Origin of the sequence: Frederiksenia canicola (assembly GCF_011455495.1) — a bacterium.
In the GTDB taxonomy this organism is placed as follows: Bacteria; Pseudomonadota; Gammaproteobacteria; order Enterobacterales; family Pasteurellaceae; genus Frederiksenia; species Frederiksenia canicola.
Window position 1 is genome coordinate 666438 of record NZ_CP015029.1, and the last position, 26342, is coordinate 692779.

The following is a 26342-nucleotide window of genomic DNA, read 5'->3' on the forward strand; positions in this document are numbered from 1 at the left end:
TTCATGATTACCACGAACATCATTAATCCATAAAAAAACGTTGCCATTAGGCAACGTTTTTTCTTCTCATTTTTTCTATCTTTTTTCCAACAACCGAACCGACAAACGAGCGACAGCACACAAGCGGTCAGTTTCATCAAAAATTTCGACATTCCACACTTGGCTATCTCTGCCCAAATGCAGTGGCGTCGCTTTGCCTGTTGCTTTACCTTGTTTCACTGCTTTTAAATGGCTGATGTTCAGCTCTGTTCCCACGGGAATTTGATTGTCTTCGGCAGACAACAACGCCGCCGCTGAACCGAGTGTTTCGGCAAGGGTGGCACTAATTCCACCGTGCAACAAGCCAAATGGCTGAGTCGTACGATGATCGACTGGCACGGTAGCCACTAAAAAATCATCGCCTTGGTCAGTAAATTCAATACCTAAATGCGATACTGCCGAGTTTTGACATAGTTGGTTTAATTGAGAGAGAGAGAGCGATTTTTTCCAGATCATAATATTTCCTAAATAATTGCTAGCAACGCCTGTACAGGATGCTTCAACACGTGATGCGCCATTCGTTTTACTTGGCTTCGACAGGAGTAACCAGTGGCTAGGCAGCGGTTGAGATCTTTGCCTTGTAATTTTTTTTGCCACGATTGGGCGTAAATGGCTTTCGACATCGCTATGTGCTTGGTTTCGTGTCCAAATGTACCTGCCATTCCGCAGCAGCCCGTTGTTTCAAGGCTGAGTTGTTCGCCAAAGTGGGCGAAAATCTGCTGCCACTGTTTACTGCTGTTTGGCAAGGCGGTGGATTCGGTGCAATGGGAAAATAAGTGCCATGGCAAGCGGTCAGATTTTGCTGAAATTTTGCCATTCGCTAAGCGACCACTTTGCAATTGTTTCAACAACCATTCGTGTGCCAGAAGCACTTCAAATTCGCCCCGTTTTTCTTTTAAGATCGCTTTGTATTCTTCCCGATAAATCAAAGCCAATGCGGGATCGACCCCAACCATCGCAATCCCTAATTTCGCTACTCGGCTGAGGAAATTCGCTTGGTTTTGGGCAGTGCGGGCGAATCTTGCCAAAAAGCCTTTGACTTGTTGAGCTTTGCCACTTGGGTTAAACGGCAACACAATCGGTTTGAAACCAAGTTTTTGGCAGAGCTGCACAAAATCCGCTACCACTTTGGCATCGTAATAAGAGGTGAATGGATCTTGCACCACAAAAATGCAATTTTCTGCCGAAATCTGACCGCTTGTAAGTTTTTGTTCAAGCTGATCGAGGCTGTCGCCTTGATAGCCGATTTCAACTAACTGTTGTTGCAACGTTGGCACTGACAGTGCGGGCAAATCGACCATGCCAATGGTTTTACTCGCTACCGTTTCGGCAATTTTATTGGCACTGAAGAAATTGAACAGTTTTGGGGCTTTTGCCATCAACGGTGCGACAAATTCCAAATTTGCCACCACGTGATCTTTCAGCGGACGGAAATAGCGTTGGTGATATACTGCATTAAATTGGGCGCGGAAGGTTGGCACATCAATTTTGATCGGGCATTGGCTGGCACAGGCTTTGCACGCCAAGCAAGTGTCCATTGCAGCTTTGACTTCATGAGAAAAATCGTACTCACGGTGTTTTTGCCATTGGTTTCGCACTTTTTGGACAAATTCAACTAACTTGGCACTACTTGTGGTTTGGCGGAAAATCAGTTCATTCGGCGAAATATTCTGCTCGGTAAGCAATCGCAGCCATTCCCGCACTAATGCCGCTCGCCCTTTTGGTGAAAACAGGCGATTACCCGACACTTTCATTGACGGGCACATTGTACTATGTACATCAAAATTGAAGCACAAGCCGTTGCCGTTGCAATTCATTGCTCCTTTGAAGCTTTCCCGCACTTGAATCGGAATTTGGCGGTCGAAATCGGCTCGCATTGTGGAATCAATGGCATAAAGTGACTGCTCACAATTTAAGGGGGTGCAGATTTTGCCGGGGTTTAAGCGGTTTTGCGGGTCAAAAAGCTGTTTGATATACCGCAGTTCACGCCACAAGGTTTCACCAAAGAACCGTTCACCATAGGCGGAACGCATTCCTTTGCCGTGTTCACCCCAAATCAAGCCGCCGTATTTAGCCGTGAGTTCGACCACTTGGTCGGAAATCTGTTTGAATTTTTGCACCTGCTCACGTTCGCATAAATCAAGAGCAGGGCGAACGTGCAGCACGCCCGCATCCACGTGCCCGAACATCCCGTATTCTAAACCGTTGTCGTCTAATAATTGGCGGAATTCGGCAATGTAATCGGCGAGATTTTCAGGCGGCACGCAGGTGTCTTCCACAAAGGCAATCGGTTTTGCCCAGCCTTTTGCGTTGCCGAGCAAGCCAACCGCTTTTTTCCGCATTGCGTAGATTTTTTCAATGGAATCAAGATCATTGCAAATTTGATAGCCGATCAGACCGCTTGTCCCTTCGGCAATTTTGCGATCCAACGCTCCACAAAGATCGGCAACTCGCTGATCGTTTTCCGCTTGATCGTTCGAGGCATATTCCACAATGTTCAACCCGAGAATTTCTTCATTTTCTTCTTTTAAGAGATCGGAAACGGAATGCCACACAATATCTTGCTTCGCCAAATTCAGCACTTTGGAATCGACGGTTTCCACCGACAATGCATTGGCTTGCAACATAAATGGGGCAGAACGCAACGCCGCATCGAAGGAGTTATATTTCACATTGATGAGCGTGCGATATTGCGGAATGGGCAGTAAGTTGAGAGTGGCTTCACAAATAAACGCGAGCGAGCCTTCGGAGCCTGTCAAAATACGAGTGAGATTGAACGTGGTTTCATCGTGATTAAACACATTTTTCAGATCGTAGCCCGTCAAAAAGCGGTTGAGCTGTGGCAACTCCCGCAACACCGTTGGACGCAATTTACGGAAGCGTTCAAAAACTTCACAATGCAGCCGTTTGCCGTGAGCGGACAAATTCAAACGGTCTACATTTGCAAAAAAATCATCAGAACTGACCGCTTGCGTCTCTAAAATTTCGCCATTGATCAGCACCGATTTCAGCCCAAGCACGTGATCGGACGTTTTTCCGTATTGCAACGAACCTTGTCCAGATGCATCGGTGTTGATCATTCCACCTAAGGTGGCTCGGTTGCTAGTCGAGAGTTCGGGCGAGAAAAACAGTCCGTATGGTTTGAGAAATTGATTCAGCTGATCTTTCACCACGCCAGCTTGCACCCGAACCCAACGCTGTTCCACATTTAGCTCAAGAATTTGATTCAGATGGCGGGAGAGATCGACAATGATATTGTGATTTAACGATTGCCCATTAGTGCCAGTGCCACCACCCCGTGCAGTAAAAGTGAGTGATTGAAACGGTGGCTTCTGGGCGAGCTTGGTCAAAATCACCACATCCGCAATGGATTTCGGGAAAACAATCGCCTGTGGAATTTGTTGATAAACACTGTTGTCTGTCGCAAGGGTGAGTCGGTCGGCGTAGCTTGAAGCAATATCACCGCTAAAATGCTGCTCTTGTAAGTCTGTGAGAAAGCGTTCAACGGTAGGATCAAGTTGAGGTGTGTTGGCTAAACGTGGAATCATAATTATAGGAATCTTCAAAAATAACTGGCGAAATAGTAACAAGATTTGCGGGCAGATTTAAGATTTTTGTACAGAAATTTTGGATTGTTAGATTTAATAGAAATATGTTTTATTCGTATTATTTATTTTTGAAGCATGATTCCTAATACATTTAGGAAATAAATGTTTATTGAAATGTTAAAAAAATTAATAATAAGATAATTGTCAGATTTTTTAACATTTTGGTTCAAAAAGTAGGCTTTTCTTAGGTTGCATTACACTTTTTTACAAAAGTTCAGTGTGCTTATGAATATTTTTTGATAGAATGGCTCAGAATTCTAGACCTTCTTTAATCTTTTTAGGTTTAGAAGGATTTAACCTTAACATTAAATCGTGGTTTGATTGATGTTAAATATTTTTATCTCGTAAGACGATAATATGAGGATATCAAAATGAAAAAATCTTTAATTGCATTAGCAGTTTCTGGTTTCGCAATTGCTTCTGTTCAAGCAGCTCCACAAGCAAACACTTTCTATGTTGGTGCTAAAGCAGGTTGGGCAACATTCCACAATGACATCAACCAGTTTGATTCTAAATACGCTGGTGATTCACGTTATGACCTTGCAGTAGGTGGAGGCTATGGTGTTAATCGTCACTCAGTAACTTACGGTGTATTTGGTGGTTATCAAATCATTGATAACTTAGCTGTTGAGTTAGGTTACGATTACTTTGGTCGTGTACGTGGCAACGAAAATGAATTCCGTGCATTCAAACACTCTGCTCATGGTACACATTTAAGTCTGAAGCCAAGTTATGAACTTGTTAAAGACTTAGATGTTTATGGTAAGGTTGGAGCTGCATTAATTCGTAATGACTATAAATACTATAGTAAAACAAAAGAAACGAATAAATATCATAATTTAAAAACTTCTCTACTTTTAGGTGCTGGTGTTGAATATGCGATTCTTCCTGAGTTAGCAGTACGTTTAGAATACCAATGGTTAAGCCGTATTGGTAATGAAGATAAAGCTTTTGCTAAAGGTGGTGTTCCAAATACAAATGAAAATTATAGCCCAGATTCACACTCTGTAGCTATCGGTTTGTCTTACCGCTTCGGTCAAGGTGCGGCGCCAGTTGCAGCTCCAGAAGTTGTTACTAAAAACTTCGCATTTAGCTCAGATGTATTGTTTGACTTCAACAAAGCAAACTTAAAATCATCAGCAGCTTCTGCGTTAGATGCAGCTCACACCGAAATCAACGCATTAGGTTTAGCTAACCCAGCTGTGCAAGTTGCTGGTTACACTGACCGTATCGGTAGCGAAGCATACAACTTAAAACTTTCTCAAAAACGTGCTGAAACTGTAGCTAACTACATCGTTTCTAAAGGCGTTAATCCAGCTAACGTAACTGCGGTAGGTTACGGTAAAGCTAACCCAGTAACTGGCAACACTTGTGATGCGGTTAAAGGTCGTAAAGCACTTATCGCTTGTTTAGCACCAGACCGTCGTGTTGAAATCCAAGTTCAAGGTTCTAAAGAAGTTGTTATGTAATTTCTTTAAGCTGACGGCTTAGAAATCATGAAATGCCCGCAATTGCGGGCATTTTTGTTTGTATAGTTGGAGTTTGCAAAAAATTGAGCGGAACTGACCGCTTGTGGTTACTATTTTAATAATGCTTTTAGGTTTTCTTTCATTTTGTCCACTTGTTCCGCATAAATCTGTTTGTTCTCATACTCATCAGCGAGATAGTGGATTGTTTCGGACAGTGTCATCTCCATTTTTGTGGCGAGTTTGGACAAACGAAGCCAACTGGAATAGTCAAGATCAATAGATTTTTTGCGAGTTGACTGTTTTTCCGCATTAAAAAAGCGTTTGCGTCTTGCTCGAATCGACTGACGCATTCTCCGCCGCTGATCAGAAGTCATTTCTTTTTTGATCCACTGTTCAATCTCTTCAGGCGAATTCTGCAATGTAGTGAGCAGTTGTATTTTAAGCTCAATTAGGCTCGTTTCGTCATATTTAGTGACATTTTCACCTTCTCGATATTTTTTCAACAGATATTTCCATTTCCAATTGGCTTCTTGAACCTCTAATTTTTGGTATCGCATTTTTCTCTCCCAATTTATTGTAGAGTATAGCCCAATCTATTTTGCCATTAAATATGTACTTCAAATTTTAACCTTTGTCGCTTGTGCTATAATGTTGAAAATTTTTATTTTGAGATAATTTTGTGCAACTTTCCCCCATTGAATGGCAATCTTTAACGATTGAATATGCTTTTTCACAGTCTTTAGAATCTGTGCGATTTTTGGATTTCCAATCAAAAGCGAAGCAAGCAATTCAGCAACTTATTCAAGCTGATTTTGGTGCAGCACTGATCTTAAAAAGTGAAACATTACCCGCGTTTTTTAGTGAGATAACCGCTTTTTTCTCGGAGCAGGAGGCTCATTATGTGCTTAAAACGGAGTTTAACTATAAAAGCTTATTTGGTCATGCTATCTATTTAGAGCTGCAAGCTAAAGTTGAAACCGTATTTGGTGCAGTGCATCAAGCAGACAATGGCGTGTTAATTTTAAACTTAAATGCGTTACTTACAGATTTAAGCCAATGGGATAAATTAAAACAAGCCCTATTATTTCAGCAATATGAAATGCCTTGTTCACCAAACTTTCCACAACAACTACCGCTTATTCAAACTCAGTTTAAATTAGTGTTACTGGGATCTCGTGATGAGATTGCAACATTATTTGCCTATGATGATTCACTTTATCAATTCTGTCAGTATGCGGAGATTGACTCTTATTTAACATTAGATGAAAAGAATATAAAAAAATGGGGTAACTATATTCAAACATCATCTAAAAAAATGGCGAATAAATTATTTTCTTCAAATGGATTAAATCAATTATTACAGCAATATATTCGTGAAAGTGAAAATCAAAAATTAATTTCAATTTCGCCGAGTTTATTAAATAAATATTTATCTGGACTTTCTCAATATTATGCAAATCAAACAGAGTTCGATGATATTCAATGCTATTTTGAAATGTTAGAAAAACAGTCTGCAGTATTAAATCAATTTGTTTTAGATGATATTTTGTCTAATCAACTCTATATTGCCACGGAAGATGAGGAAATTGGCCAGATCAATGGATTATCTATTGTTGAGTTTGATGGCGTACCATACGCATTTGGTGAGCCATTACGGATAAGTTGTAATGTGCAATATGGTGAAGGGGAGATTCATGATATTGAGCGTAAAGTTGAATTGGGGGGAAATATTCACTCGAAGGGAATTTTGCTTGCTCAATCATGTTTAGCTAATTTATTAGAGTTGCCAACGCAATTGCCATTTTCTGCAAACCTTGCCTTTGAGCAATCTTACGGTGAAATTGATGGAGACAGCTCGTCTTTGGCAATTTTCTGCGTGCTTATGAGTGCCTTAACTAAATTAGCATTGCCTCAATCAATTGCTGTGACAGGTGCAATTGACCAATTTGGTAATGTGCTGAGTGTTGGTGGTGTAAACCAAAAAATTGAAGGGTTCTTCAACGTTTGCCAAATGCGAGGCTTAACAGGAAAGCAAGGTGTAATAATTCCAGCAGTTTGTCTATCACATTTAAGTTTGAAACCAGAAGTGCTAAAAGCGATAAAAACAAAACAGTTTCATATTTATGCGGTAGCGGATGTATTTGATGCGTTACAAATTTTGCTTAATCATGTCTTTTATGATGAAGATTTAGCAGAAAAGGCTGACAAAGAATCGCTATACAGCTTGGTTCACAAAGGGATTAGGAGCGAAGACACAAGCGGTTCGTTATGGCAAAAAATTTGCAAAAGGCTGTTCTACTGATCCGACAAGTCAGCGTACAACTGTTCGCTATTTAAAAAGTCTGATACTATGCCATCTCACTAAAGCCTTTAGCATATAAAAGACTTTTATCCATTTTTACAGGAAAAATAATGAACAACTGTACACCTAACATCAAATCGAGCTATGACTATGAAGATTTACTTGCTTCTGGCCGTGGTGAACTCTTCGGAAAAGAAGGCCCTCAATTGCCCGCCCCTATCATGTTGATGATGGATAGAATCACAAAAATGAGCCAAACAGATGGCTTATTTGAAAAAGGTTATATCGAAGCAGAGTTAGACATTCACAAAGATCTCTTTTTCTTTGACTGCCACTTTATTGGCGATCCTGTTATGCCTGGTTGCTTAGGCTTAGATGCTATGTGGCAATTAGTTGGATTTTATCTTGGCTGGATTGGTGGAAAAGGCAAAGGTAGAGCACTAGGTGTTGGTGAAGTTAAGTTTACGGGGCAAGTGCTACCGTCGGCTAAAAAAGTGGTTTACCGCATTCACATGAAACGAGTCATCAATCGTAAATTAGTCATGGGAGTTGCTGACGGAGAAGTAGAAGTTGATGGCCGAGTTATTTATACCGCAACTGATCTCAAAGTCGGTTTATTCCAAGATACCACATCTTTCTAATTTTTCGATCTGTGTCGCAAAAATCATATTAGTTGATTTACAAACCTTATCTAAACTTTAATATCTTCCCCATTGGTATGGGGAAGAATAATGTATCGAGCTATTACTCTTATTAATTTATTAATTACGTTAGCAATAATAGCGATTACTTTTTCTTTCTTTTCGCCTTCCCTTTATCAAATTCAAGAGCCCATTCTACTGAATAATGAAATAGATAAAATTAAAGCATTTATTTATCAGATTCAAACGCAAGCACGTTACCATAAGCAACATTATTCTGTCAGCATCAGTCAAAATAATGCAAATTGGTGCATGATTGCAATTGCAAAAAATAATCGAAAAGAGACCGCTTGTAATTGCCTAATGCTGAAGAGTTGTAACATTACCGATAGATATTATGTGTACCAGCCTATTTCACATAAAGTTAAATTAAAAAGTAATAGTTTATATCCTAAAGTTTTTATGAATATTGATGGTGTGACTGGTCGATTAGAAACTGTCTGTTTAGGCGTTAATCTAAATGAATCACATCGGGTCATACAATTTGATTCAAGTGGAGTCATTAATGTGGCACAACAAAATAAACGAACTAAATGCCGTTAGAATAAATCAAGGGTTTTTATTAATTGAACTATTACTTTCATTATCACTTGGTACTTTTCTGTTGATTATCTTTTTTCAGTTTTATACAAATACAATGTTGTCTCAAAACAAACAGAGAGAGTTGATTAATTTACAGCAAAATAGCCATCAAATATTGCATTATATGCAGCAGCATATACAACATATTGGCTATCAAGGTAGTAATCGTGAAAATAGTAATCTGTCATTATTTCAACTAAATGGCAGGAATTACCAATTGATTAATCCACAATGTTTTGTGTTCTTTTATGACTTGAATGGTGATGGTTGTGTTGGTAGCCGTAATAAAAAACAGCAGTGTGAAATAAACCAATTCAATAATACAAAAGAGGTGAATAAAGAAATTTTTGGATTTGCCATAAAAAATAATAATTTATATATTTTTGATGATGGTGACTTTAATGCCTGCTATAAAAATCAATGTCAGAACTGGGCAAGTGGTTGTTCAGAGAATAGATGGGGCAATGTTTCAGAACTTTCTGATTATAAAGTAGAGCGACTTCATTTTAGTTGGGAGAAAGAGGGAGTACTATTAAAAATTGAATTAACCTTATCATCAATTATATTTTCAGAGTTGAAATATACTGCGATAGCATATAGCTATTTGCTAAATGGGATTAAGTGATGAATAGATTAAAAAAAGGTAGTGTATTATTAGTGTCACTCAGTATATTGATAGGACTGTTAGCCATCTTCTTTTTAGCTAAAGAAGAACTTTTTGTGTTATACAGAAATACGCAGGGGTATCAGTATAATTATCTTTCAGATAAGATTTTTCTAATTCATCATCTGAGAGAAAATGTTGAGAAAACTTGTCAGAAAGAGAAAAAAGAACAGATTTCCTATTCTTACAATAGCTTGCGATATAAATTTAATTGTGAGTTTCAGTCTATCTTTAAGAAACCGAAACCAACAAAAGAAAAATATATTCAGTTTACGCATCTTGATGACATTTTAAACGTGTCTCATTATATGGAAAAAATATATAGAATTCATTCCTTATCAGAATTGCCAAAGAGTTCAGAAAGTAATCCTCAAGTTGTTATTGCATTAAATGATATTGATGGTGCATTGCAAGAAAACTTCTATGGAATAATAATTACAGATTATTATTTTGATGTGAGAGGGAAGTATAAAATATTTGGAGCGTTGTATTCATCATTTAATAATCAAAGAGAAGAGCGTAATTTAACCTATCGTCGAAAAGTAATTGATAATATTGAACAACAATTTTCTCATTGGGAATATTTAGAAAACTCAAGGCATTTATTAGAATAATATGAAACAGTATTTTAGAGCGGAGAGTTACATCACGTTATTAGTGGCGATCAGTTTATTTGCAATAATTTTTTTAGTTTATAGTCAGTGGCAAACACAACAACATCATCGAGCTCATTTTTTGTATCAACAGCAGCAAGCTCTCCAGATTGCAGATAATCAACTTGCACTACTGTTGGCTGGGCAAAGCTGCAAGCGGTCAGTTTCTCAAAATAATTTGCAATTCTTTATTGAATGTAATGATAAACAACTTAAGATTCGCTTTCCACTTGGCGAAATAAATATTGCAAATCCTTAGCTAATTTGAGTTTAACGCAGTAAAATAGCTCAAACCTTGAAGGAGCTACAATGTTTACTGTTTATTACTCCAACCAAATTACTCACAATAAAGATCTGCTGATCGAAATTCTAAAACAAGATCCAAATCCAAACCCATTTAGCCAAGAAACCGTGCTTGTGCAAAGTTTAGGAATGGCACAATGGCTACAAATGCAGCTTGCTGAGAAAATAGGGGTGGCGGGTAATATTCAATTTCCTTATCCTACCAACTTTCTATGGCAACAATATCGTTTACTCTTTCCCGAATTGCCGAAAGAAAATATTTTTGATCGCCAAATTATGGTTTGGTGGTTAATGCGATTATTACCCAATTACTTACATTTGCCAGAATTTAGCTCCTTATCGCATTATTTAAAAGAGGCGGAACAATTAAAACAATATCAATTAGCTGAGAAAATTGCGGCATTATTTGACCAATATTTAGTTTATCGTCCCCATTGGCTTGTTTATTGGGAAGAAAACCAATTAGATAAGGTTTTAAATGAAATGCGTAATAGTATCTCTTTTCATAGTAAAAACCTACCTGAAATTGAAACAAATATGCAATGGCAAGCGATTTTATGGAATGCTTTAGTTAAGGAAATTAAAAAGCAGACATCGGAAATTATTTTTAATACTTCTCACCGAGCCTATTTGCAAGAGCATTATTTTAATAAATTAGATAACTTGACTTTGTTAGAAAAAGAAATGCTACCAAAACGTATTTTTATATTTGGTATTTCCTATTTGCCACAAACCCAATTATCGGTATTAAAGAAATTAAGTGAGTATTGCCACATACATTTGTTTTTTACGAATCCAAGTGAGTTTTATTGGGCAAATGATAGAGAAGATAAAGTATTAGCAAGATTAGCGTTAAAAAAGCATATCAGTAAAGATGAGTTAGCCGCATTATTTTCAGAACAAGGTAATCCATTATTAACCAGCTGGGGGAAACAAGGAAAAGAGTTTCTGAATTTGCTTACAGAATATGAATTGCAAAGTATAGACTATTTCCAACCGCTTGCAGAAAAAAGTTTACTTCATCAAATTAAAAATGCAATTTTAAATTCAGAATATCAATCTGAATTAGTATTAGACTCTCATGATGAGTCTGTTCAGATTCACTCTTGTCATAGCAAAATGCGAGAGATTGAAGTATTACATAATCAGTTATTATATTTATTTGAACAATATCCTGAACTTTCACCAAAAGACATTATTGTGATGTCGGCAGATATTGACAGTTATGCCCCTTATATTAATGCCGTATTTTCTGTTTATGAACGTACTGATGCTAGATTTATTCCATTCACGTTATCTGACCAAAAAGTCAATTATATTGATCCCATTATTTCTAGCTTTCTAAATTTATTATCAATTAAAGAACGGAAATTTACTGTTGAGGAGATCTTTTCATTCTTTGATATTCAGGCAATTCGAGAAAAATATCAATTGTCCGATATTCAGCTAGGCTTATTAAGGGAATGGGTTGAGCTATCTGGAATTCGGGCTGGGCTGAATCAACAAAACCCAACGTGGGCGAATTATAACTCGTGGGAAAATGGGTTAAATCGTTTATTGCTTGGTACAAGCCTTAAAGCGGAAAATAACCCATGGCAAGGTCTGTTAGCCTTTAATGAAAGTTATGGCTTAGCGGCGGAAATAATCGGATCACTTGCAAAATTTATTGAAAATCTGACCGCTTGGGTAACATTTGTTCATAAGCCACACACATTATTTGATTGGAAAACGAAACTTATTGAAATAGTTGATCAGTTTTATCAATCAAATACAGAGCATTCAGCAACGATATTAACGATCTATGAGGTAATTGAAACTTTCTCAAGCCGAGTAGAACAGACGAATTTTAGTGAAGAAATCGAGATTGACATTATTTCTTCAGTATTTGAACAGCAATTAAGTGAGCAGCGTAATAATTTAAATTTTCTTGTTGGTAAAGTGAATTTTTGTACGTTGTTACCGATGAGAGCGATTCCTTTTAAAGTAGTCTGTTTACTGGGTATGAATGAAGGTGAGTTTCCTCGTCAGCAAGTATTAAATAATTTCGATTTAATGCAATATGCTCCACAAAAAGGTGATCGTGCTAAACGTGATGATGATCGTTATCTTTTTTTAGAATCGTTATTGTCTGCTCAAGATATTTTTTATATTAGTTATATTGGACAATCTTTAAAGGATAGCCAACCAAAATTACCTTCTATTTTAGTGTCACAATTAATTGATTATATAGATGAAAGGTTAATTGATGATAAGACGTTAGTGGTCAATAATCACCCGATGACTGTTTTTAGTCCAAATAATTTTATCAATAGCAATGCTTATGATAAAGAGTGGTTGAAAGCAAAAAATCAATATTCACAATCGGATGAGTTTTTAATTCATTTGGGAAGTCGTGCTGAGTTGCCAGGTGAAATTGAGTTATCAGAATTAATAAATTATATTCAATCACCTTTAAAATGGTTCTTCAATAACCAGTTAGGTATTTATTTGGAGAGTTATGATCAAGAAATAAAGGAATCAGAAAATTTTTATCTTTCTGCGCTAGATAAGTTCAATTTATTAGCTGGATTGTTAAATATAGATTTACAGCATTTATCACAGTTCTTTGAGAATGCAAAATTAAAAGGGGAACTACCCGCTTGTCGTTTTGCCGAAGTTAGCCAAGAAGAGTTACATAGCTCAATTTCTATGCTACATCAAGTATTATCTCCTTATTTAATGGAGCCGGCGGATATGATAGAGGTTAACTTATCGCTCCAATCTTCTCAATATGCTGTTAAGTTAGTCGCGAATGTTCAAAATAAATTTGATGATCATATCATTCAATGGCGTGTAGGAGATTTGCGAGATAAAGATATTATTTATTGTTGGTTAAATTATCTGGTATTAAAAGCAAGTAATAGCCAGATTGCTCGTTTTCAATTTTATTATCGAACAGGGAAAGACGTAGGCTATTTGTCTTTTAAATCAATTTCGCCTGATGAGGCGAGAAATATATTGGCTTGCTATATTGAAGATTATTTAGCCAGTTTCAAACAACTTAGGTGGGCAATAACGCAAGATATTGCGGATTATTTGAAAAAATCGGCTGCGGGAAAAACTTCTGAAATAGAGCTGTGTCAAACCACAATGCAATCAAGTAGTGATGTATATTTAAAACGCATATTGGTTCAATCAGATCAATTAGATTATCTCGATATACATCAACGTACATTAAATTGGTTTGAACCAATGATGCAACATATTGAAAAGGAGACCAAATGAAAAAATCATTTCTAACATATAGTTTGCAGGCCATTTTAGCTTTAGGGATCGTTCATTCAACCGCCATTTTTGCCAATGTTAGCCCAAATCAGGCGGGGAATAATGCAGTAATGCAGCAACAGCAAGGCTTTGAGCTGCTCAATGTGACGATTAATAAAAGCCCAACAGACAAGGCAATTTATCAGGGAATTCGTTTAGCTAATGGCATGGAAGTGCTGCTGATTTCCGATGAAAAAGCGAATAAATCCTTGATGTCGGTCGGCCTGCCAATGGGGTCAATGGAAGACCCAATACAGCAGCAAGGGCTTGCTCACTATCTTGAGCATATGATTCTAATGGGCTCGAAATCCTTCCCCGAAACCAATAGTTTAGATGGTTTTTTGACGAAAAACGGCGGCTATAATAATGCTTACACCGCTTCAGATCGCACTGTGTATTTTTTAGAAGTGAACAACAACGCTTTTGATGAAGCCGTTGCTCGCTTATCTGACGCTTTTGCAGCCCCATTATTATCCGAAACCAATGCGAAGAAAGAGGTTAATGCCGTTAATGCCGAAATGGTGAGAGCAAAATCAAGCGATGGTTTTTTAATGCACGATGTCAATTTAGCCACTGCGAACCCAAATCACCCGATTACGAAATTTGCGGTTGGAAATAAAATTACCTTATCGGATAAAGAAGGCAGTAAATTACAAGACGAATTAGTGAAATTTTATCAGCAATATTATTCCGCAAATTTAATGAAAGCGGTGTTATATTCGAATCAGCCAATTGAAAAATTAGCAAAATTAGCGGAAAGCACCTTGGGAAAAGTCACGAATAAACAATTATCGGTTCCAAAAATGGAAATGCCATTTTTTAGAGATGAAGATAAAAGTGTCATTATTGATTATAAACCAGTGAAGCCAAATAAAATGTTAGTGCTTTCATTCGATATGCCAGAAGATAAAGCGCAATTTAAACATAAAACGGCAGAGTATTTAGCCTATGTATTTAATAATAACAGCGAGGGTACCTTATCGGATTATTTAATTAAACAGGGCTTGTCCGATAGTGGCATTCAATCTAGTGGAAATGATGATGTTAGCCGCAACCGTGGGGATTTTAGTTTTTATATTTCATTAGCCGATAAAGGATTAGCTGAGAAAGATAAAATTATTTCGCTTGTTTTCCAACAAATTGAAAAAATCAAACAAGCTGGTATTCAACAAAGTTATTTTGATGAATTAAAAGAGAGTTTAAGCCAAGAATTTCAACATTTACAAGTAGAAAAAAGTGGTCGATATGTTGCAGGTTTAGCGAGCCAGATGATCAATTACCCGCTCGAACATATTATCGATCAAAGCTATATTGTTGAAAGTATGGATAAATCTGCTATTCAAGCAAAATTAGCAGAAATGAATATCGATAATGTACGAATTATATTGGTGAATGATAAAGCCAAAACCGATAAAAAGACCAAATATTTTGAAGCACCTTATGCTCTGAATAAAATTACCGCAGAGCAGAAAAAACAGTGGTTAGATTTCAGCAAAAACCCTGAAATTAAATTACCTGAACTAAATCCTTACTTTGCAACGGATTTCTCTTTAAATAAGGTCGATCAAGATCGCCTAATTCCAAAACTGATTGAACAAGGCAAAGGCACACAAATTTATGCCATGGGCAGCCATTATTTCCCGACAGAGCCGAAGGCGAATGTACTCGTGAATTTTGCTATTGAACCTAAAGTGGTTGATATTAAACAGCAAGTAGCTAGCGTGTTATTAGGCTATATGGCAGATCTAGCCCAAACAAAAATTGAATTTCAATCTAGCGTTGCGGGAATGGAATCAGGCTTTCAATTAAGTGAAAATGGTTTAGGTATTAGTGCAAATGGTTATACTCAAAATTTGTCAAAATTAATTAACGATAAAATTCAACAATTTAGCCAGTTTGAATTAACAGAAAATATGTTAGATCAAGCTAAACAGCGTTATATCGAAGCCCTTGACAAGTTAGATAAAGAAAATTCATTGACACAAGCTAACTCTGTGTATAGTGATCTTGCAAAATTTCCTTATTTCACGCCAGAGAAGAAGCGTGAGGTATTAAATGAAATTACTTTATCTGATGTACAAAATTTACGAAATAAGTTATTAACTCAAGCAACTAGTGTTTCAGCATTATCACTTGGGAATTTATCTGATGATCAAGTAAAAAGTTTAATCTCAGAAACAGAAAAAACCATTAAAAATAACCATGGTAATTTTGAGAAGAAACAATATGTCGACATTAACCAAAGTCAACGTAAAATTAATGTAATTAAGAAAGTCCCCCATCAAGATAATGCGTTAACTATTGTGTATTATCCAAATAATTATGCAGAAATTGATGGAATCAGCCGAGCAATGTTAATAAAAGATATTATCTCTCGCTGGTATTTTGATGATTTACGTACTGACAAGCAGCTTGGCTATGTTGTGCACGCAGCTATGAATCGAATTGGCAAAACATCGGGATTACATTTCCTTGTTCAAAGCCCAACAGCATCTATTCAGACGATTCAACAGCATAATGAACGTTTCTTTAAAGAGACCTTAGAGAAGCTACAAAAAATGTCTGCCGAAGAATTTGAGAAATATCGCAGTAGTTTGATCGAGGTGCTTAATCATAAACCAGAATCACTTGAACAAGAGATGAGTGAGTTTAGCCTTGACTTTAGTCGTGGTAATCCGAATTTTGATCATAAGCCGAAAATCATTGAACGAGTGAAGGGGCTATCGAAACAAGATTTGATCGAGTTTTATCAACAAGCGGTCATTGATCAAAGCGGCTTTGTTTTTGCTGGCCAAGCGATTGGGGTAAATGAAAAAATCAATCAGCCCGCAGAATTTAATGGCTTTGAAAAAATCTCGAATATCGAGAAACTGCAAAGCGAATTTGAATTGAAGCAGTACTAACTACAAGCGGTCAGATTCTGCCAATTTTTTGCCATTCGATTTGCAAAACTTTCGGAGAATCTGACCGCTTGTAATGCGAAAAACGGCACGCATTTATCGCGTGCCGTTGTGCTTTCTATCTTGAAATTAAACGATGTCTAATAATTCCACTTCAAAAATCAAGGTGCTGAATGGTGGGATTGATGCCCCGGCACCACGCTCGCCGTAGGCGAGGTTATGTGGAATGGTTAAACGCCATTTTGAGCCGACAGGCATCATTTGTAACGCTTCAACCCAACCTGCGATCACGCCAGTGACAGGGAATTCTGCAGGGGTGCCACGTTTTACCGAGCTGTCGAACACGGTGCCATCGATCAATGAACCAGTGTAATGCACACGCACTTTGTCGGTTTTCGCAGGCACCTTGCCCGTACCTTCGGTTAAAATCTCATATTGCAAGCCGCTTGCGGTTTCTTTCACTGCCGCGTGTTTTTTATTCTCTGCTAAGAATGCTTTGCCTTCTTCTTCCAATGCTTTGAACGCTTCAAGCTGTGCCGCCTCCGCACGTTGTTGCAACTCTTGTAACGCGTTGGTCACGGTGTTGATGTCTAACGCTGGCCCGTTTTGGTTAAGTACATCGAAAATACCTTTTACCACCGCTTCTGGCTCCACGTCTAAACCGCTGCTAATAAGTTGCTGACCGATTTGTAAGCCGATACCGTATCCGCCTTGTGCTTCAAGGCTGTCTAATTTTACTGAATCTAAATTTAAAGACATAATGTTTCCTTTTGTTTGAATAACGGGCGGAGATATGGCGGCATTTTTTAGGAAAACAAGGGTAAGCGGTCAGATCCAACCAAAAATTTGCAAATTTCAGGTATAATTCGCCCGCTTGTTTTTAGAAAAAGGATCAAAAAATGCAAAATCCAAAAGATGATGTGCTTTACGCCCCAGTCGAATGGGCGGATCACAGCGAAGGTTATACCGATATTCTCTATCACAAATCGGCTGATGGGATTGCGAAAATCACCATTAACCGTCCAGAAGTTCGCAATGCGTTCCGCCCGCAAACCGTCAAAGAGATGATTCAGGCGTTTTCCGATGCTCGTTTTGATGAAAAAATCGGCGTGATCGTGCTAACAGGGCAAGGTGAAAAAGCGTTCTGTTCTGGCGGTGACCAAAAAGTACGTGGTGACTACGGCGGTTATAAAGACGAAAGTGGCGTGCATCACTTAAATGTGTTGGATTTCCAACGGGATATTCGTAGCTGCCCGAAACCGGTGGTGGCAATGGTGGCAGGCTATGCTATCGGTGGTGGGCATGTTCTGCATATGCTGTGCGATTTAACGATTGCCGCAGAAAATGCAATTTTTGGACAGACGGGTCCAAAAGTCGGTTCATTTGACGGCGGCTGGGGAGCAAGCTATATGGCACGCATTGTTGGTCAGAAAAAAGCCCGCGAAATTTGGTTCTTATGCCGTCAATACGATGCTAAAGAAGCGTTAGAAATGGGGTTAGTTAATACCGTTGTGCCTTATGTAGATTTAGAAAAAGAGACAGTGCGTTGGTGTCGTGAAATGTTACGAAACAGTCCAATTGCCTTGCGTTGCTTGAAAGCGGCATTAAATGCGGATTGTGACGGTCAGGCTGGCTTGCAAGAGTTGGCGGGTAACGCCACGATGTTGTTCTATATGACTGAGGAAGGTCAAGAAGGTCGCAACGCATTTAATGAAAAACGGGCACCTGATTTCAGTAAATTCAAACGCAATCCATAACGGTTAAAGCAAAAATACAATGGGGGCAAGCGGTTGCTTGCCCCATTTTTTTTGCAAAAAATTTGGCGGAACTAACCGCTTGTTATAAGCATTGCTGCTGCAACTGCCCGATAATTTGTGGGTTTTCGAGAGTGGAAATATCCTGAGTAATCAGTTCATTTCTCGCAATTGAACGGAGCAACCGCCGCATAATCTTGCCAGAACGGGTTTTCGGCAGGTTGTCGGCAAAGCGAATATCTTCAGGGCGGGCGATTTTGCCGATTTCGTTCGACACCCACTGTTTCAGTTCCTCCGCCAGTTCACGAGCCTCTTCGCCTTCGGGACGCATTCCATTTAGGACGATAAAGGCAACTACTGCTTCCCCTTTGATTTCATCTGGTTTGCCAACTACCGCAGCTTCAGCCACTTTCGGGCTAGAAACGAGTGCGGATTCAATTTCCATGGTGCCTAAACGGTGCCCTGAGACATTCAGTACATCATCTGTTCGACCTAAAATCCAGAAATAGCCGTCTTGATCGCGGTGGGCGGAGTCACCTGCCACATAATATTTACCGCCATATTCCTCAGGGAAATAGGTCGCTTTAAAGCGGTCAGGATCACGCCAAATTGTGCGAAGCATGGATGGGAAAGGGCGTTTAATCACCAAGACGCCACCTTGATCGACCTCACATTTATTGCCGTTTTCATCAAGCACATCCGCCATAATACCTGGCAATGGCAAAGTGCAAGAACCCGGTTTAGTCGCAATCACTCCTGGGACTGGGGCTAACATAATTGATCCCGTTTCCGTTTGCCACCACGTATCAACAATCGGGCAACGACCTTTGCCAACCACGTCATAGAACCACATCCACGCTGACGGGTTGATTGGTTCACCAACGCTACCCAGTAGCCGCAATGAGGAAAGATCGTATTTATTGGGAATATGATCGCCAAGGCGAGTCAGTGAGCGAATCAGGGTCGGAGAAGTGTAGAATACGTTGATTTTATGCCGTTGAATGATCCGCCAAATCCGACCTGGATCTGGGTAGCTTGGTACGCCTTCATAGATCACTTGTGTCGCCCCGTTAGCAAGCGGGCCGTAGCAAACATACGAATGCCCTGTAATCCAGCCCACATCGGCGGTGCAGAAAAATACATCATCGAGCTTGTTATCAAACACCGTACGGAACGAATTTAACGCCCCGAGCAAATAGCCCCCTGTGCTATGTACAATCCCTTTTGGCTTGCCCGTTGAGCCTGAGGTATAAAGAATAAACAGCGGATCTTCGGCATTCATCCATTCAGGTTCGCAGAAAGCAGGTTGGTGGGCGGTGAGTTCGTTCCACCAAAGATCACGCCCTTTTTTCCATGGAGTATCAATGTTTACCCGATGATAAACAATCACATTTTCCACCGACTTACCACCTAATTCTAAGGCTTCATCAACCGTTTCTTTCAGTGGGATAATTTTCCCGCCCCGCAAGCCAGCATTGGCGGTAATAACGAGTTTCGCTTCCGCATCTTCAATTCGATCTCGCAATGCACTGGCGGAAAAGCCGCCGAATACCACTGAATGCACCGCACCGATACGGGCACAGGCCTGCATGGCAATCACCGCTTCCACAATCATCGGCAAATAGATAATTACCCGATCGCCTTTTTTCACGCCTAATTCACGCAAGGCATTAGCGAAACGGCAGACCCGATTATGCAGTTGTGCATAAGTGAAAATTTGCACTTGCCCAAAATCGGATTCAAACACAATCGCTCGTTTGTCGGCTTTATCGGGCAAATGGCGGTCTAAACAGTTATAGGAAACGTTCAGCGTGCCATCGGCGAACCATTTATAAAATGGAGCGTTGCTATCGTCAAAAATCTGCATAAATGGCTTTTTCCAGGTGATCAGTTCACGTGCCAAATCGCTCCAATAACTGAGATAATCCTTATCTGCAAAGTCCCACAACTCCTGATAGCTTTCAAGCCCCGAAATATTCGCTTGACGGCGGAAATCATCGCTCGGCTTGAAAATTCTATTCTCTTTTAGTACTACATTATGTTGCATAACGCCTCCAATGAATTGAGTAGAAAAGCGGATAACGGCGAGAATTTAGACGGAGTGAACAAATAATGTCAAATAAATGTTAATTTTTTGTGCTTATTTTGTGATCTTGATCGAGTTTTGCAAAACTTTTGCCTGATCTGACCGCTTGTCAGCGAATTGTGTGAAGCAGATCAAGAAATCATTAAAGCGGCATTTGTAATCGACGCTTAATCGGCTAGAATGGCTTACTTTTCATTACCTTCATTGGAGAACTTTATGGAACTTTTTACTGTTGCTCAACATTGGTTAGATCAGGATCCAGATGTGGAGACCCGTGCAGAATTAGAACAACTTATCGCGGCGGCAAAAGCAGGCGATGAGAAAGCGAAAGCAGAATTAGCGAGCCGTTTTGATGGACGTTTACAATTCGGTACTGCAGGCTTGCGTGGCCGTTTGCAAGCAGGTTCAATGGGAATGAACCGTGTGCTTGTAGCCCAAGCGGCGGGCGGTTTGGCGGAGTACTTAAAAGGTTACGACAAAGAGCCGTCTATTGTGATTGGTTACGATGGTCGTAAAAATTCTGATGTCTTTGCGAAAGACACCGCTGAAATTATGGCAGCAGCTGGCATCAAAGCTTACTTACTTCCTCGCAAATTACCAACCCCAGTGCTTGCGTATGCGATCAAATATTTCGACACCACTGCAGGCGTCATGGTGACTGCAAGCCATAACCCACCAGAAGATAACGGTTACAAAGTCTATTTAGGAAAAGCGAATGGCGGCGGTCAAATCGTTTCACCAGCGGACCAAGACATTGCAAAATTGATCGATAAAGTTGCCGCGGGCTCAATTAACGACTTACCACGCAGCAACGATTACACCGTGTTATGCGACAAAGTGGTCGATGCTTATATTGAGAAAACCGCTTCAATCGCGAAAGAGCCGAAAACTGACATCAACTATGTTTATACCGCCATGCACGGCGTAGGCTATGAAGTGTTAAGCAAAACATTAGCCAAAGCAGGCTTGCCGCAGCCGTCTATTGTGGCTGAACAAGTGTGGCCGGACGGCACCTTCCCAACCGTAAACTTCCCGAACCCAGAAGAAAAAGGGGCGCTGGATATGGCGATCAACGTCGCTAAAGCGAAAGGGGCTGAATTTATCATCGCTAACGACCCAGATGCAGACCGCTTAGCCGTAGCCTTGCCAGATGCAGAAGGAAACTGGAAAGCCTTGCACGGCAACGTAGTCGGTTGTTTCTTAGGTTGGTACTTAGCTAAACAATACCATGCCCAAGGCAAACAAGGTGTGTTGGCTTGCTCACTCGTTTCATCTCCAGCACTCGCAGAAATTGCGAAAAAATATGGCTTCCAATCAGAAGAAACTTTAACGGGCTTCAAATATATCGGTAAAGTAAACGGCTTGTTATTTGGCTTTGAAGAAGCGTTGGGTTACTTGGTTGATCCAGACAAAGTGCGTGATAAAGACGGTATTTCAGCTGCGATTATGTTCTTAGACTTAGTCTGCAACTTGAAAAAACAAGGCAAAACCTTAGCCGACTACGCAGAGGAATTTACCAAAGAATTTGGCTCTTATGTGAGCGGACAAATTTCTATCCGCGTGGACGATTTATCTGAAATCGGTAAATTAATGACTGCACTTCGTAACAATCCACCAAGCGAAATCGGCGGCTTCAAAGTGGCACAATTCTTAGACCACACCAAAACCGATCGCCAAAGTGATATTTTAGTGTTTGTCCTTGAAAACGGCAGTCGCTTAATTGCTCGCCCATCAGGCACCGAGCCGAAAATCAAATTCTACTTAGATGCAAAAGGCAAAGATCCAAAAGATGCGGATCAAGTATTGGCACAGTTTGATGAAAGCGTCCGCCAAATTTTGCGTAAAGATGAGTTTGGTAAGCAAGATTGCTAATTTGAGTTTGTTTTCTTGCTAATTAAGAAGGGGGGCGTTATTGAGCTTCCCCTTCTGTTTTACTAAAACCCGACAATTTCCAAACCTAAAATGCGGGCTAATTTTAGGATCCGTTTTTTATCTGCTTGCTTGCACACAAATAAACAATAAGCATCTTGCTCTGTTTCAATATTTAGCAGGGTATAGTCGCTTTTTTTCTCTAATCTATTCACAATTTCATCCACATCCAGTGCTTTTCTTGGAAGTGTAAATTGCTTGCCGATGATACGAGATAAGTACTCGCTTAATTCTTCATTATCAATATGCCAATCTGTGTCGAATGGGTCTAACATTGGCAATAACAGGAAACGATAATTTAAATAGGTCACATTAGGCTTATCATCTTTCTCGGCATAGCCTTGTTCAACTAATTCCAATAGGCATTCTGCAGGTGAACTTTGAATGCGTTGGTAGCGGTGCTGGAATTCATCTTTATCGCTCACGTTGAGTAAGTGAGTAAATTCATTCAATGCGTCATCAATATTGATCTGTTCTGCGTCTTCAATCCCCAGTTTTTCGCAAATAAAATCTACGGCTTCATCAAGTAATTGCAAATAAGCTTGATCAAGCTCATTGGCAGGATCAAGCTTTTGGCTAGTGCCCATTTCTTTAAACAGATTGCCCGTAGTTGGTGATGTATAGAGCAGTTCTATCTCATATTGCCCTTCATCGTTACTGCACGGTATGCCAATGAAGGTGACATACTCGGTGTTATAGTATTTTTTCAATGCTTTGTTCAGTGGGGAAAAGGAATGAAACTTGATGAGAAAAAAGGTCCAATTCCCTCCTTCCGCCATCTCCACATAGCTTGGTGGGGTAATGTTTGCTTTGTTCATTAGCTCTTCAAAGGGCGTATAGAAATCGCTATAGCCTGCTTGAGTCAGAAAATGCGTACTGAGATCCTTGGTTGCTTCAGGTATATCGGCAGGGTAATAGTAATATTGCATTCTTAATGCCATTCCAAATGGGGATTTGGAAAAGAAAAACTGGTATTGACTATGCTGTAAAATATAGTCTTCCATTTTCTTGAATTTTTCGATTAAGGTCATTTTGCTCTCGGCCTAAAAATACCAATGATGAACACCGCCTGTTTATTATACTGTATTGCGGGTGAAAAAACGTACGGTGGCGGAGATACAAGCGGTCAGATCATGCTAAAATTTTGCAAATTGATAAGCTAAATATATACCAATGAAATTTTCCTTTTTTCTCTTGTTCGTTTGGGGAGTTGTACCTACGTTCACCTACGCCCAAACAGACTGTATTCAAACTTATTCTGAAAATGACACCGTGCATATCAGCCGTGTTGATTTGAATTGCAAAAACATTGAACTTATTGCGAGCCAAGTGGAAGATCAAGGGCTGACCGTATCGGAATTTGCTGAGAAATATCAGACTGCAGTGGCAATCAACGGTAGCTTTTTCCGTAAAGATGGCTCACCGATTGGGCTGAATATCAGTAATTTTAAAAGATTGAGCAAATCACAAGACACACGCTCTCGTTCCTTTCTCGCTTGCACCGCAGAGAATAAATGTGATATCGACCCGAAAAATAGCCTTGCGAAAATTAACCCTAAATGGAAAACTGCTATTGCGGGTTGGCACGTTTTCAATACGAAATCAGGCCAATTTGAATGTGCTAAAAGCGATAAAATCGGTTGCAGCCAATCTATTTTTACGGATAAGCATCCAAGAACGATGATCGGTTTAGATGAAAAACGTAATTGGCTCTACTTTGTGGTAGTCGAAGGGCGACAGCTCACTTTCAGTGGAATGACGATGGCACAGCTTGCTGAACTGGCTGGTCAATTACAATTGACAAAAGCGGTCAATTTAGACGGCGGGGGTAGCTCAACAATGGTCGTTGGCACCAAGCGGCTTTCTGCGTTGCCATTACTGCAAGGAAGTGAAAGAAAAGTGGGAAATATGATTGGGGTGAAAGTAAAATAAACCCAAACTGGGGCTTAACTTATACACTTTCAAAAGCAAAAACCGCAAGCCTTGCGACTTGCGGTGATAAATAAATGGCGGAGGAAGTGAGATTCGAACTCACGGAGGGCGTAAACCCTCGCCGGTTTTCAAGACCGGTGCCTTCAACCACTCGACCATTCCTCCGTGTTGAAAACATTTTTTTGTTTCTCTTTGAGAGAGAAAACCTGCTGCCGATGGCAACAGGTTAGTATTTGATGGCGGAGGAAGTGAGATTCGAACTCACGGAGGGCGTAAACCCTCGCCGGTTTTCAAGACCGGTGCCTTCAACCACTCGACCATTCCTCCGTTGAAAACGGAGCGAATGATAGCGATAACCGTGTAGTCGGTCAAGCACAAAATGTGGGAAATGCGTTAAATGCTTTATTTTTAGTCTTTTACAAGCGGTCAGTTTCACGAGAAGTTTTGCAAATCACTTCCGCACTAGCCATACGCCACTTTCGATGTGATCGGTATAAGGAAACTGATCAAACAACGCACAACGCTCGATACGGTGAGTTTGCGATAGCGTTTGGAGATTGTCCACTAAGGTATGCGGGTTGCAAGAAATATACAAAATCCGCTCGTAGCCCTGCACCATGTTGAGCGTTTCATCATCCAGCCCTGCTCGTGGCGGATCGACAAAAATCGTGTTGCAGTCGTAAGCCTTTAAATCCACGCCACGCAAGCGGTAGAACTCTCGCACGCCGTTCATTGCTTGGGTGAATTCTTCGGCGGACATTCGGATAATCTGCAAATTCTCAATACCGTTTTGCTCGATGTTGTATTGAGCCGAATCCACCGACGATTTAGCAATTTCCGTCGCCAGCACCTTGCGGAAATTACTGGCTAAGGCAATCGAAAAGTTCCCGTTACCGCAGTAAAGTTCAAGCAGATCGCCTTCGCTGTTAGCCGTGCAACTTCTCGCCCATTCTAACATTTTGATGTTCATTTTTCCGTTCGGTTGGGTAAAGCTGTTTTCTACTTGGCGATAAATCAGTTCTCGCCCATCAACGGCCAATTTTTCTTCCACATAATCGCAATCTAAGGCAATTTTTTGCTTGGTTGCTCGCCCAATCAGCTGTACATCAAAGCCGTAGCCCGTTAAACGTTGTTTGAGCAAGTTGGCTTGAGCGACCCAATCGTCCGTCAGGGGTTTGTGATAAAGCATTGACACCGCAATTTGCCCGCTCAAGGTGCTGAGATAATCAATTTGGAACAGCTTGCGAGTAAGCAATTCATTGCCTTTGATTTCTGCCAGCAGCACTGTCATCATTCGGTTAATCAACTGGCTGGCGATCGGGAATTGATCGACCCGATAACGTTGCTTGCTCTCTTTGTCGAACATAATGTGGTACAAATCGCCGTCATCATGCCATACCCGAAATTCAGCACGCAGGCGGAAATGCAGAGGTTCAGAACCAAATACGTCAAGTTCGGGGGCAGAAAAAGGGGCAAGTAAAGCGGTGAGATTCGCCGTCTTTTTTGCAAGTAGATCGGGATATTGGGAAATTGGTAATGTCATTGTATTTAAAGGAATAAGGGACGCATTCAATACGTCCCTAAAATGAAAAGATTATTCAGAATCGTCGCTTGAACCAATGTCACCGCTGACATCGCCAGACAAGGTGTAAATCCGTTTGGTTTTGCTAGTTAAAGTACGATATTTTACCCACGTTTTTTCTAAGAAGGTTTCAGGCGCTTTTTCGCCTTTTACGACAGCAACGAACTGTTTTTCATCCGCAGTTTTTGCTTTACGTTCGCCAGTTTCAAGGGCTAAACACGCCTGACCAAATTGCTCTAATGTTTGGGATTCACGAATGGTGTAATCTCCGTGACGGGAAAAACCTCTTGGGTAGTTTTTATCATCAAAAAAACGACGAGTAACGCTAAAACTCTCTGCCATAATCTGCCTCTTTTGTGCTCTGTTTCGCTAAATTAAAATTGGGGGAAGCATTAAAGCCAAAACTCGCGTAGAAATCAATGGTTTTTGCTTGAAAATTTCATTTGAATTGGGCTTTTCTTCTCATTTCACGTCTAGCAAGCGGTCACTTGCCGTTGATAATTTACACATTTTTCAATTAATGCAAACGTTTGCG

Annotated in this window: 20 protein-coding genes and 2 tRNA genes; 12 read left to right on the top strand and 10 right to left on the bottom strand. The window is 39.9% G+C overall.

Translation table 11 applies throughout. The features are described 5' to 3' along the window. Positions 1-75: 75 nt before the first annotated feature. Together A4G17_RS03330 and ydiJ are read right to left on the bottom strand one after the other, a co-directional pair. The gene (locus A4G17_RS03330; protein WP_123957536.1) at positions 76-495 is read right to left on the bottom strand and encodes a hotdog fold thioesterase; all 420 of its coding nucleotides are present in this window, start codon (positions 493-495) and stop codon (positions 76-78) included. 8 nt (positions 496-503) lie between these two features. Then, positions 504-3587, bottom strand: coding sequence for a D-2-hydroxyglutarate dehydrogenase YdiJ (gene ydiJ, locus A4G17_RS03335; protein WP_123957537.1), 3084 nt, complete (start codon positions 3585-3587; stop codon positions 504-506). A gap of 431 nt (positions 3588-4018) precedes the next feature. Here ydiJ and ompA point away from each other — a divergent pair, with 431 nt between their 5' ends. Further along, positions 4019-5116, top strand: a complete 1098-nt coding sequence (gene ompA, locus A4G17_RS03340) for a porin OmpA (protein WP_123957538.1) — start codon at positions 4019-4021, stop codon at positions 5114-5116. Between the two features lie 110 nt (positions 5117-5226). Here ompA and matP read toward each other — a convergent pair whose 3' ends face one another. Continuing rightward, complete coding sequence (matP, locus tag A4G17_RS03345) at positions 5227-5673, bottom strand: macrodomain Ter protein MatP (protein ID WP_123957539.1); 447 nt, start codon at positions 5671-5673, stop codon at positions 5227-5229. Between the two features lie 122 nt (positions 5674-5795). Between matP and A4G17_RS03350 the strand changes: the two genes are divergently transcribed. The 8 genes from A4G17_RS03350 (at position 5796) to ptrA (ending at position 16527) form a co-directional block, all read left to right on the top strand. After that, positions 5796-7418, top strand: coding sequence for an AAA family ATPase (locus A4G17_RS03350; protein ID WP_123957540.1), 1623 nt, complete (start codon positions 5796-5798; stop codon positions 7416-7418). Between the two features lie 110 nt (positions 7419-7528). Further along, complete coding sequence (fabA, locus tag A4G17_RS03355) at positions 7529-8059, top strand: bifunctional 3-hydroxydecanoyl-ACP dehydratase/trans-2-decenoyl-ACP isomerase (protein ID WP_123957541.1); 531 nt, start codon at positions 7529-7531, stop codon at positions 8057-8059. A gap of 90 nt (positions 8060-8149) precedes the next feature. Next, positions 8150-8662: a pilus assembly FimT family protein gene (locus A4G17_RS03360; protein ID WP_123957542.1), complete on the top strand. Its 513-nt coding sequence runs from the start codon at positions 8150-8152 to the stop codon at positions 8660-8662. After that, positions 8625-9326, top strand: coding sequence for a hypothetical protein (locus A4G17_RS03365; RefSeq protein ID WP_123957543.1), 702 nt, complete (start codon positions 8625-8627; stop codon positions 9324-9326). The genes A4G17_RS03360 and A4G17_RS03365 overlap by 38 nt, the downstream gene beginning before the upstream one ends. Then, on the top strand, positions 9326-9979 hold the full coding sequence (locus A4G17_RS03370; RefSeq protein WP_123957544.1) for a DUF2572 family protein: 654 nt from the start codon (positions 9326-9328) through the stop codon (positions 9977-9979). The genes A4G17_RS03365 and A4G17_RS03370 overlap by 1 nt, the downstream gene beginning before the upstream one ends. A gap of 1 nt (position 9980) precedes the next feature. Beyond that, positions 9981-10277, top strand: a complete 297-nt coding sequence (locus A4G17_RS03375) for a DUF5374 domain-containing protein (protein ID WP_123957545.1) — start codon at positions 9981-9983, stop codon at positions 10275-10277. Between the two features lie 50 nt (positions 10278-10327). Next, a complete protein-coding gene (gene recC, locus A4G17_RS03380; protein WP_123957546.1) occupies positions 10328-13585 on the top strand; it encodes an exodeoxyribonuclease V subunit gamma in 3258 nt (1085 codons plus the stop codon). After that, positions 13582-16527 (top strand): pitrilysin, encoded by a 2946-nt coding sequence (ptrA, locus tag A4G17_RS03385; RefSeq protein WP_123957547.1) that lies wholly within the window; start codon positions 13582-13584, stop codon positions 16525-16527. The genes recC and ptrA overlap by 4 nt, the downstream gene beginning before the upstream one ends. A 126-nt stretch (positions 16528-16653) precedes the next feature. Here ptrA and A4G17_RS03390 read toward each other — a convergent pair whose 3' ends face one another. After that, a complete protein-coding gene (locus tag A4G17_RS03390; protein ID WP_123957548.1) occupies positions 16654-17283 on the bottom strand; it encodes an FKBP-type peptidyl-prolyl cis-trans isomerase in 630 nt (209 codons plus the stop codon). Between the two features lie 140 nt (positions 17284-17423). Between A4G17_RS03390 and menB the strand changes: the two genes are divergently transcribed. Beyond that, positions 17424-18281: a 1,4-dihydroxy-2-naphthoyl-CoA synthase gene (menB, locus tag A4G17_RS03395; RefSeq protein WP_123957549.1), complete on the top strand. Its 858-nt coding sequence runs from the start codon at positions 17424-17426 to the stop codon at positions 18279-18281. 82 nt (positions 18282-18363) lie between these two features. Here menB and acs read toward each other — a convergent pair whose 3' ends face one another. After that, the gene (gene acs, locus A4G17_RS03400; RefSeq protein ID WP_123957550.1) at positions 18364-20325 is read right to left on the bottom strand and encodes an acetate--CoA ligase; all 1962 of its coding nucleotides are present in this window, start codon (positions 20323-20325) and stop codon (positions 18364-18366) included. Positions 20326-20580: 255 nt separating this feature from the next. Here acs and A4G17_RS03405 point away from each other — a divergent pair, with 255 nt between their 5' ends. Then, entirely contained in the window at positions 20581-22236 is a 1656-nt protein-coding gene (locus tag A4G17_RS03405) for a phospho-sugar mutase (RefSeq protein WP_123957551.1), read from the top strand. A gap of 62 nt (positions 22237-22298) precedes the next feature. Here the strand turns inward: A4G17_RS03405 and A4G17_RS03410 are convergent, their stop codons facing one another. After that, positions 22299-23324, bottom strand: coding sequence for a DUF6630 family protein (locus tag A4G17_RS03410; protein ID WP_123957552.1), 1026 nt, complete (start codon positions 23322-23324; stop codon positions 22299-22301). Between the two features lie 142 nt (positions 23325-23466). Between A4G17_RS03410 and A4G17_RS03415 the strand changes: the two genes are divergently transcribed. Continuing rightward, a complete protein-coding gene (locus A4G17_RS03415; protein WP_123957553.1) occupies positions 23467-24225 on the top strand; it encodes a phosphodiester glycosidase family protein in 759 nt (252 codons plus the stop codon). A 75-nt stretch (positions 24226-24300) separates the two neighbouring features. On the opposite strand, the gene A4G17_RS03420 is transcribed toward A4G17_RS03415, so the two are convergent. The 4 genes from A4G17_RS03420 to A4G17_RS03435 all read right to left on the bottom strand — a co-directional run bounded on the left by A4G17_RS03420 (position 24301) and on the right by A4G17_RS03435 (position 26149). Next, positions 24301-24390 (bottom strand) — tRNA-Ser (locus A4G17_RS03420). 72 nt (positions 24391-24462) lie between these two features. Continuing rightward, positions 24463-24552, bottom strand: a tRNA-Ser gene (locus tag A4G17_RS03425). A 124-nt stretch (positions 24553-24676) separates the two neighbouring features. Beyond that, positions 24677-25768: a tRNA (uridine(54)-C5)-methyltransferase TrmA gene (gene trmA / locus A4G17_RS03430; protein WP_123957554.1), complete on the bottom strand. Its 1092-nt coding sequence runs from the start codon at positions 25766-25768 to the stop codon at positions 24677-24679. Between the two features lie 51 nt (positions 25769-25819). Continuing rightward, positions 25820-26149 (bottom strand): MaoP family protein, encoded by a 330-nt coding sequence (locus tag A4G17_RS03435; RefSeq protein ID WP_123957555.1) that lies wholly within the window; start codon positions 26147-26149, stop codon positions 25820-25822. Between the last annotated feature and the right edge of the window lie 193 nt (positions 26150-26342).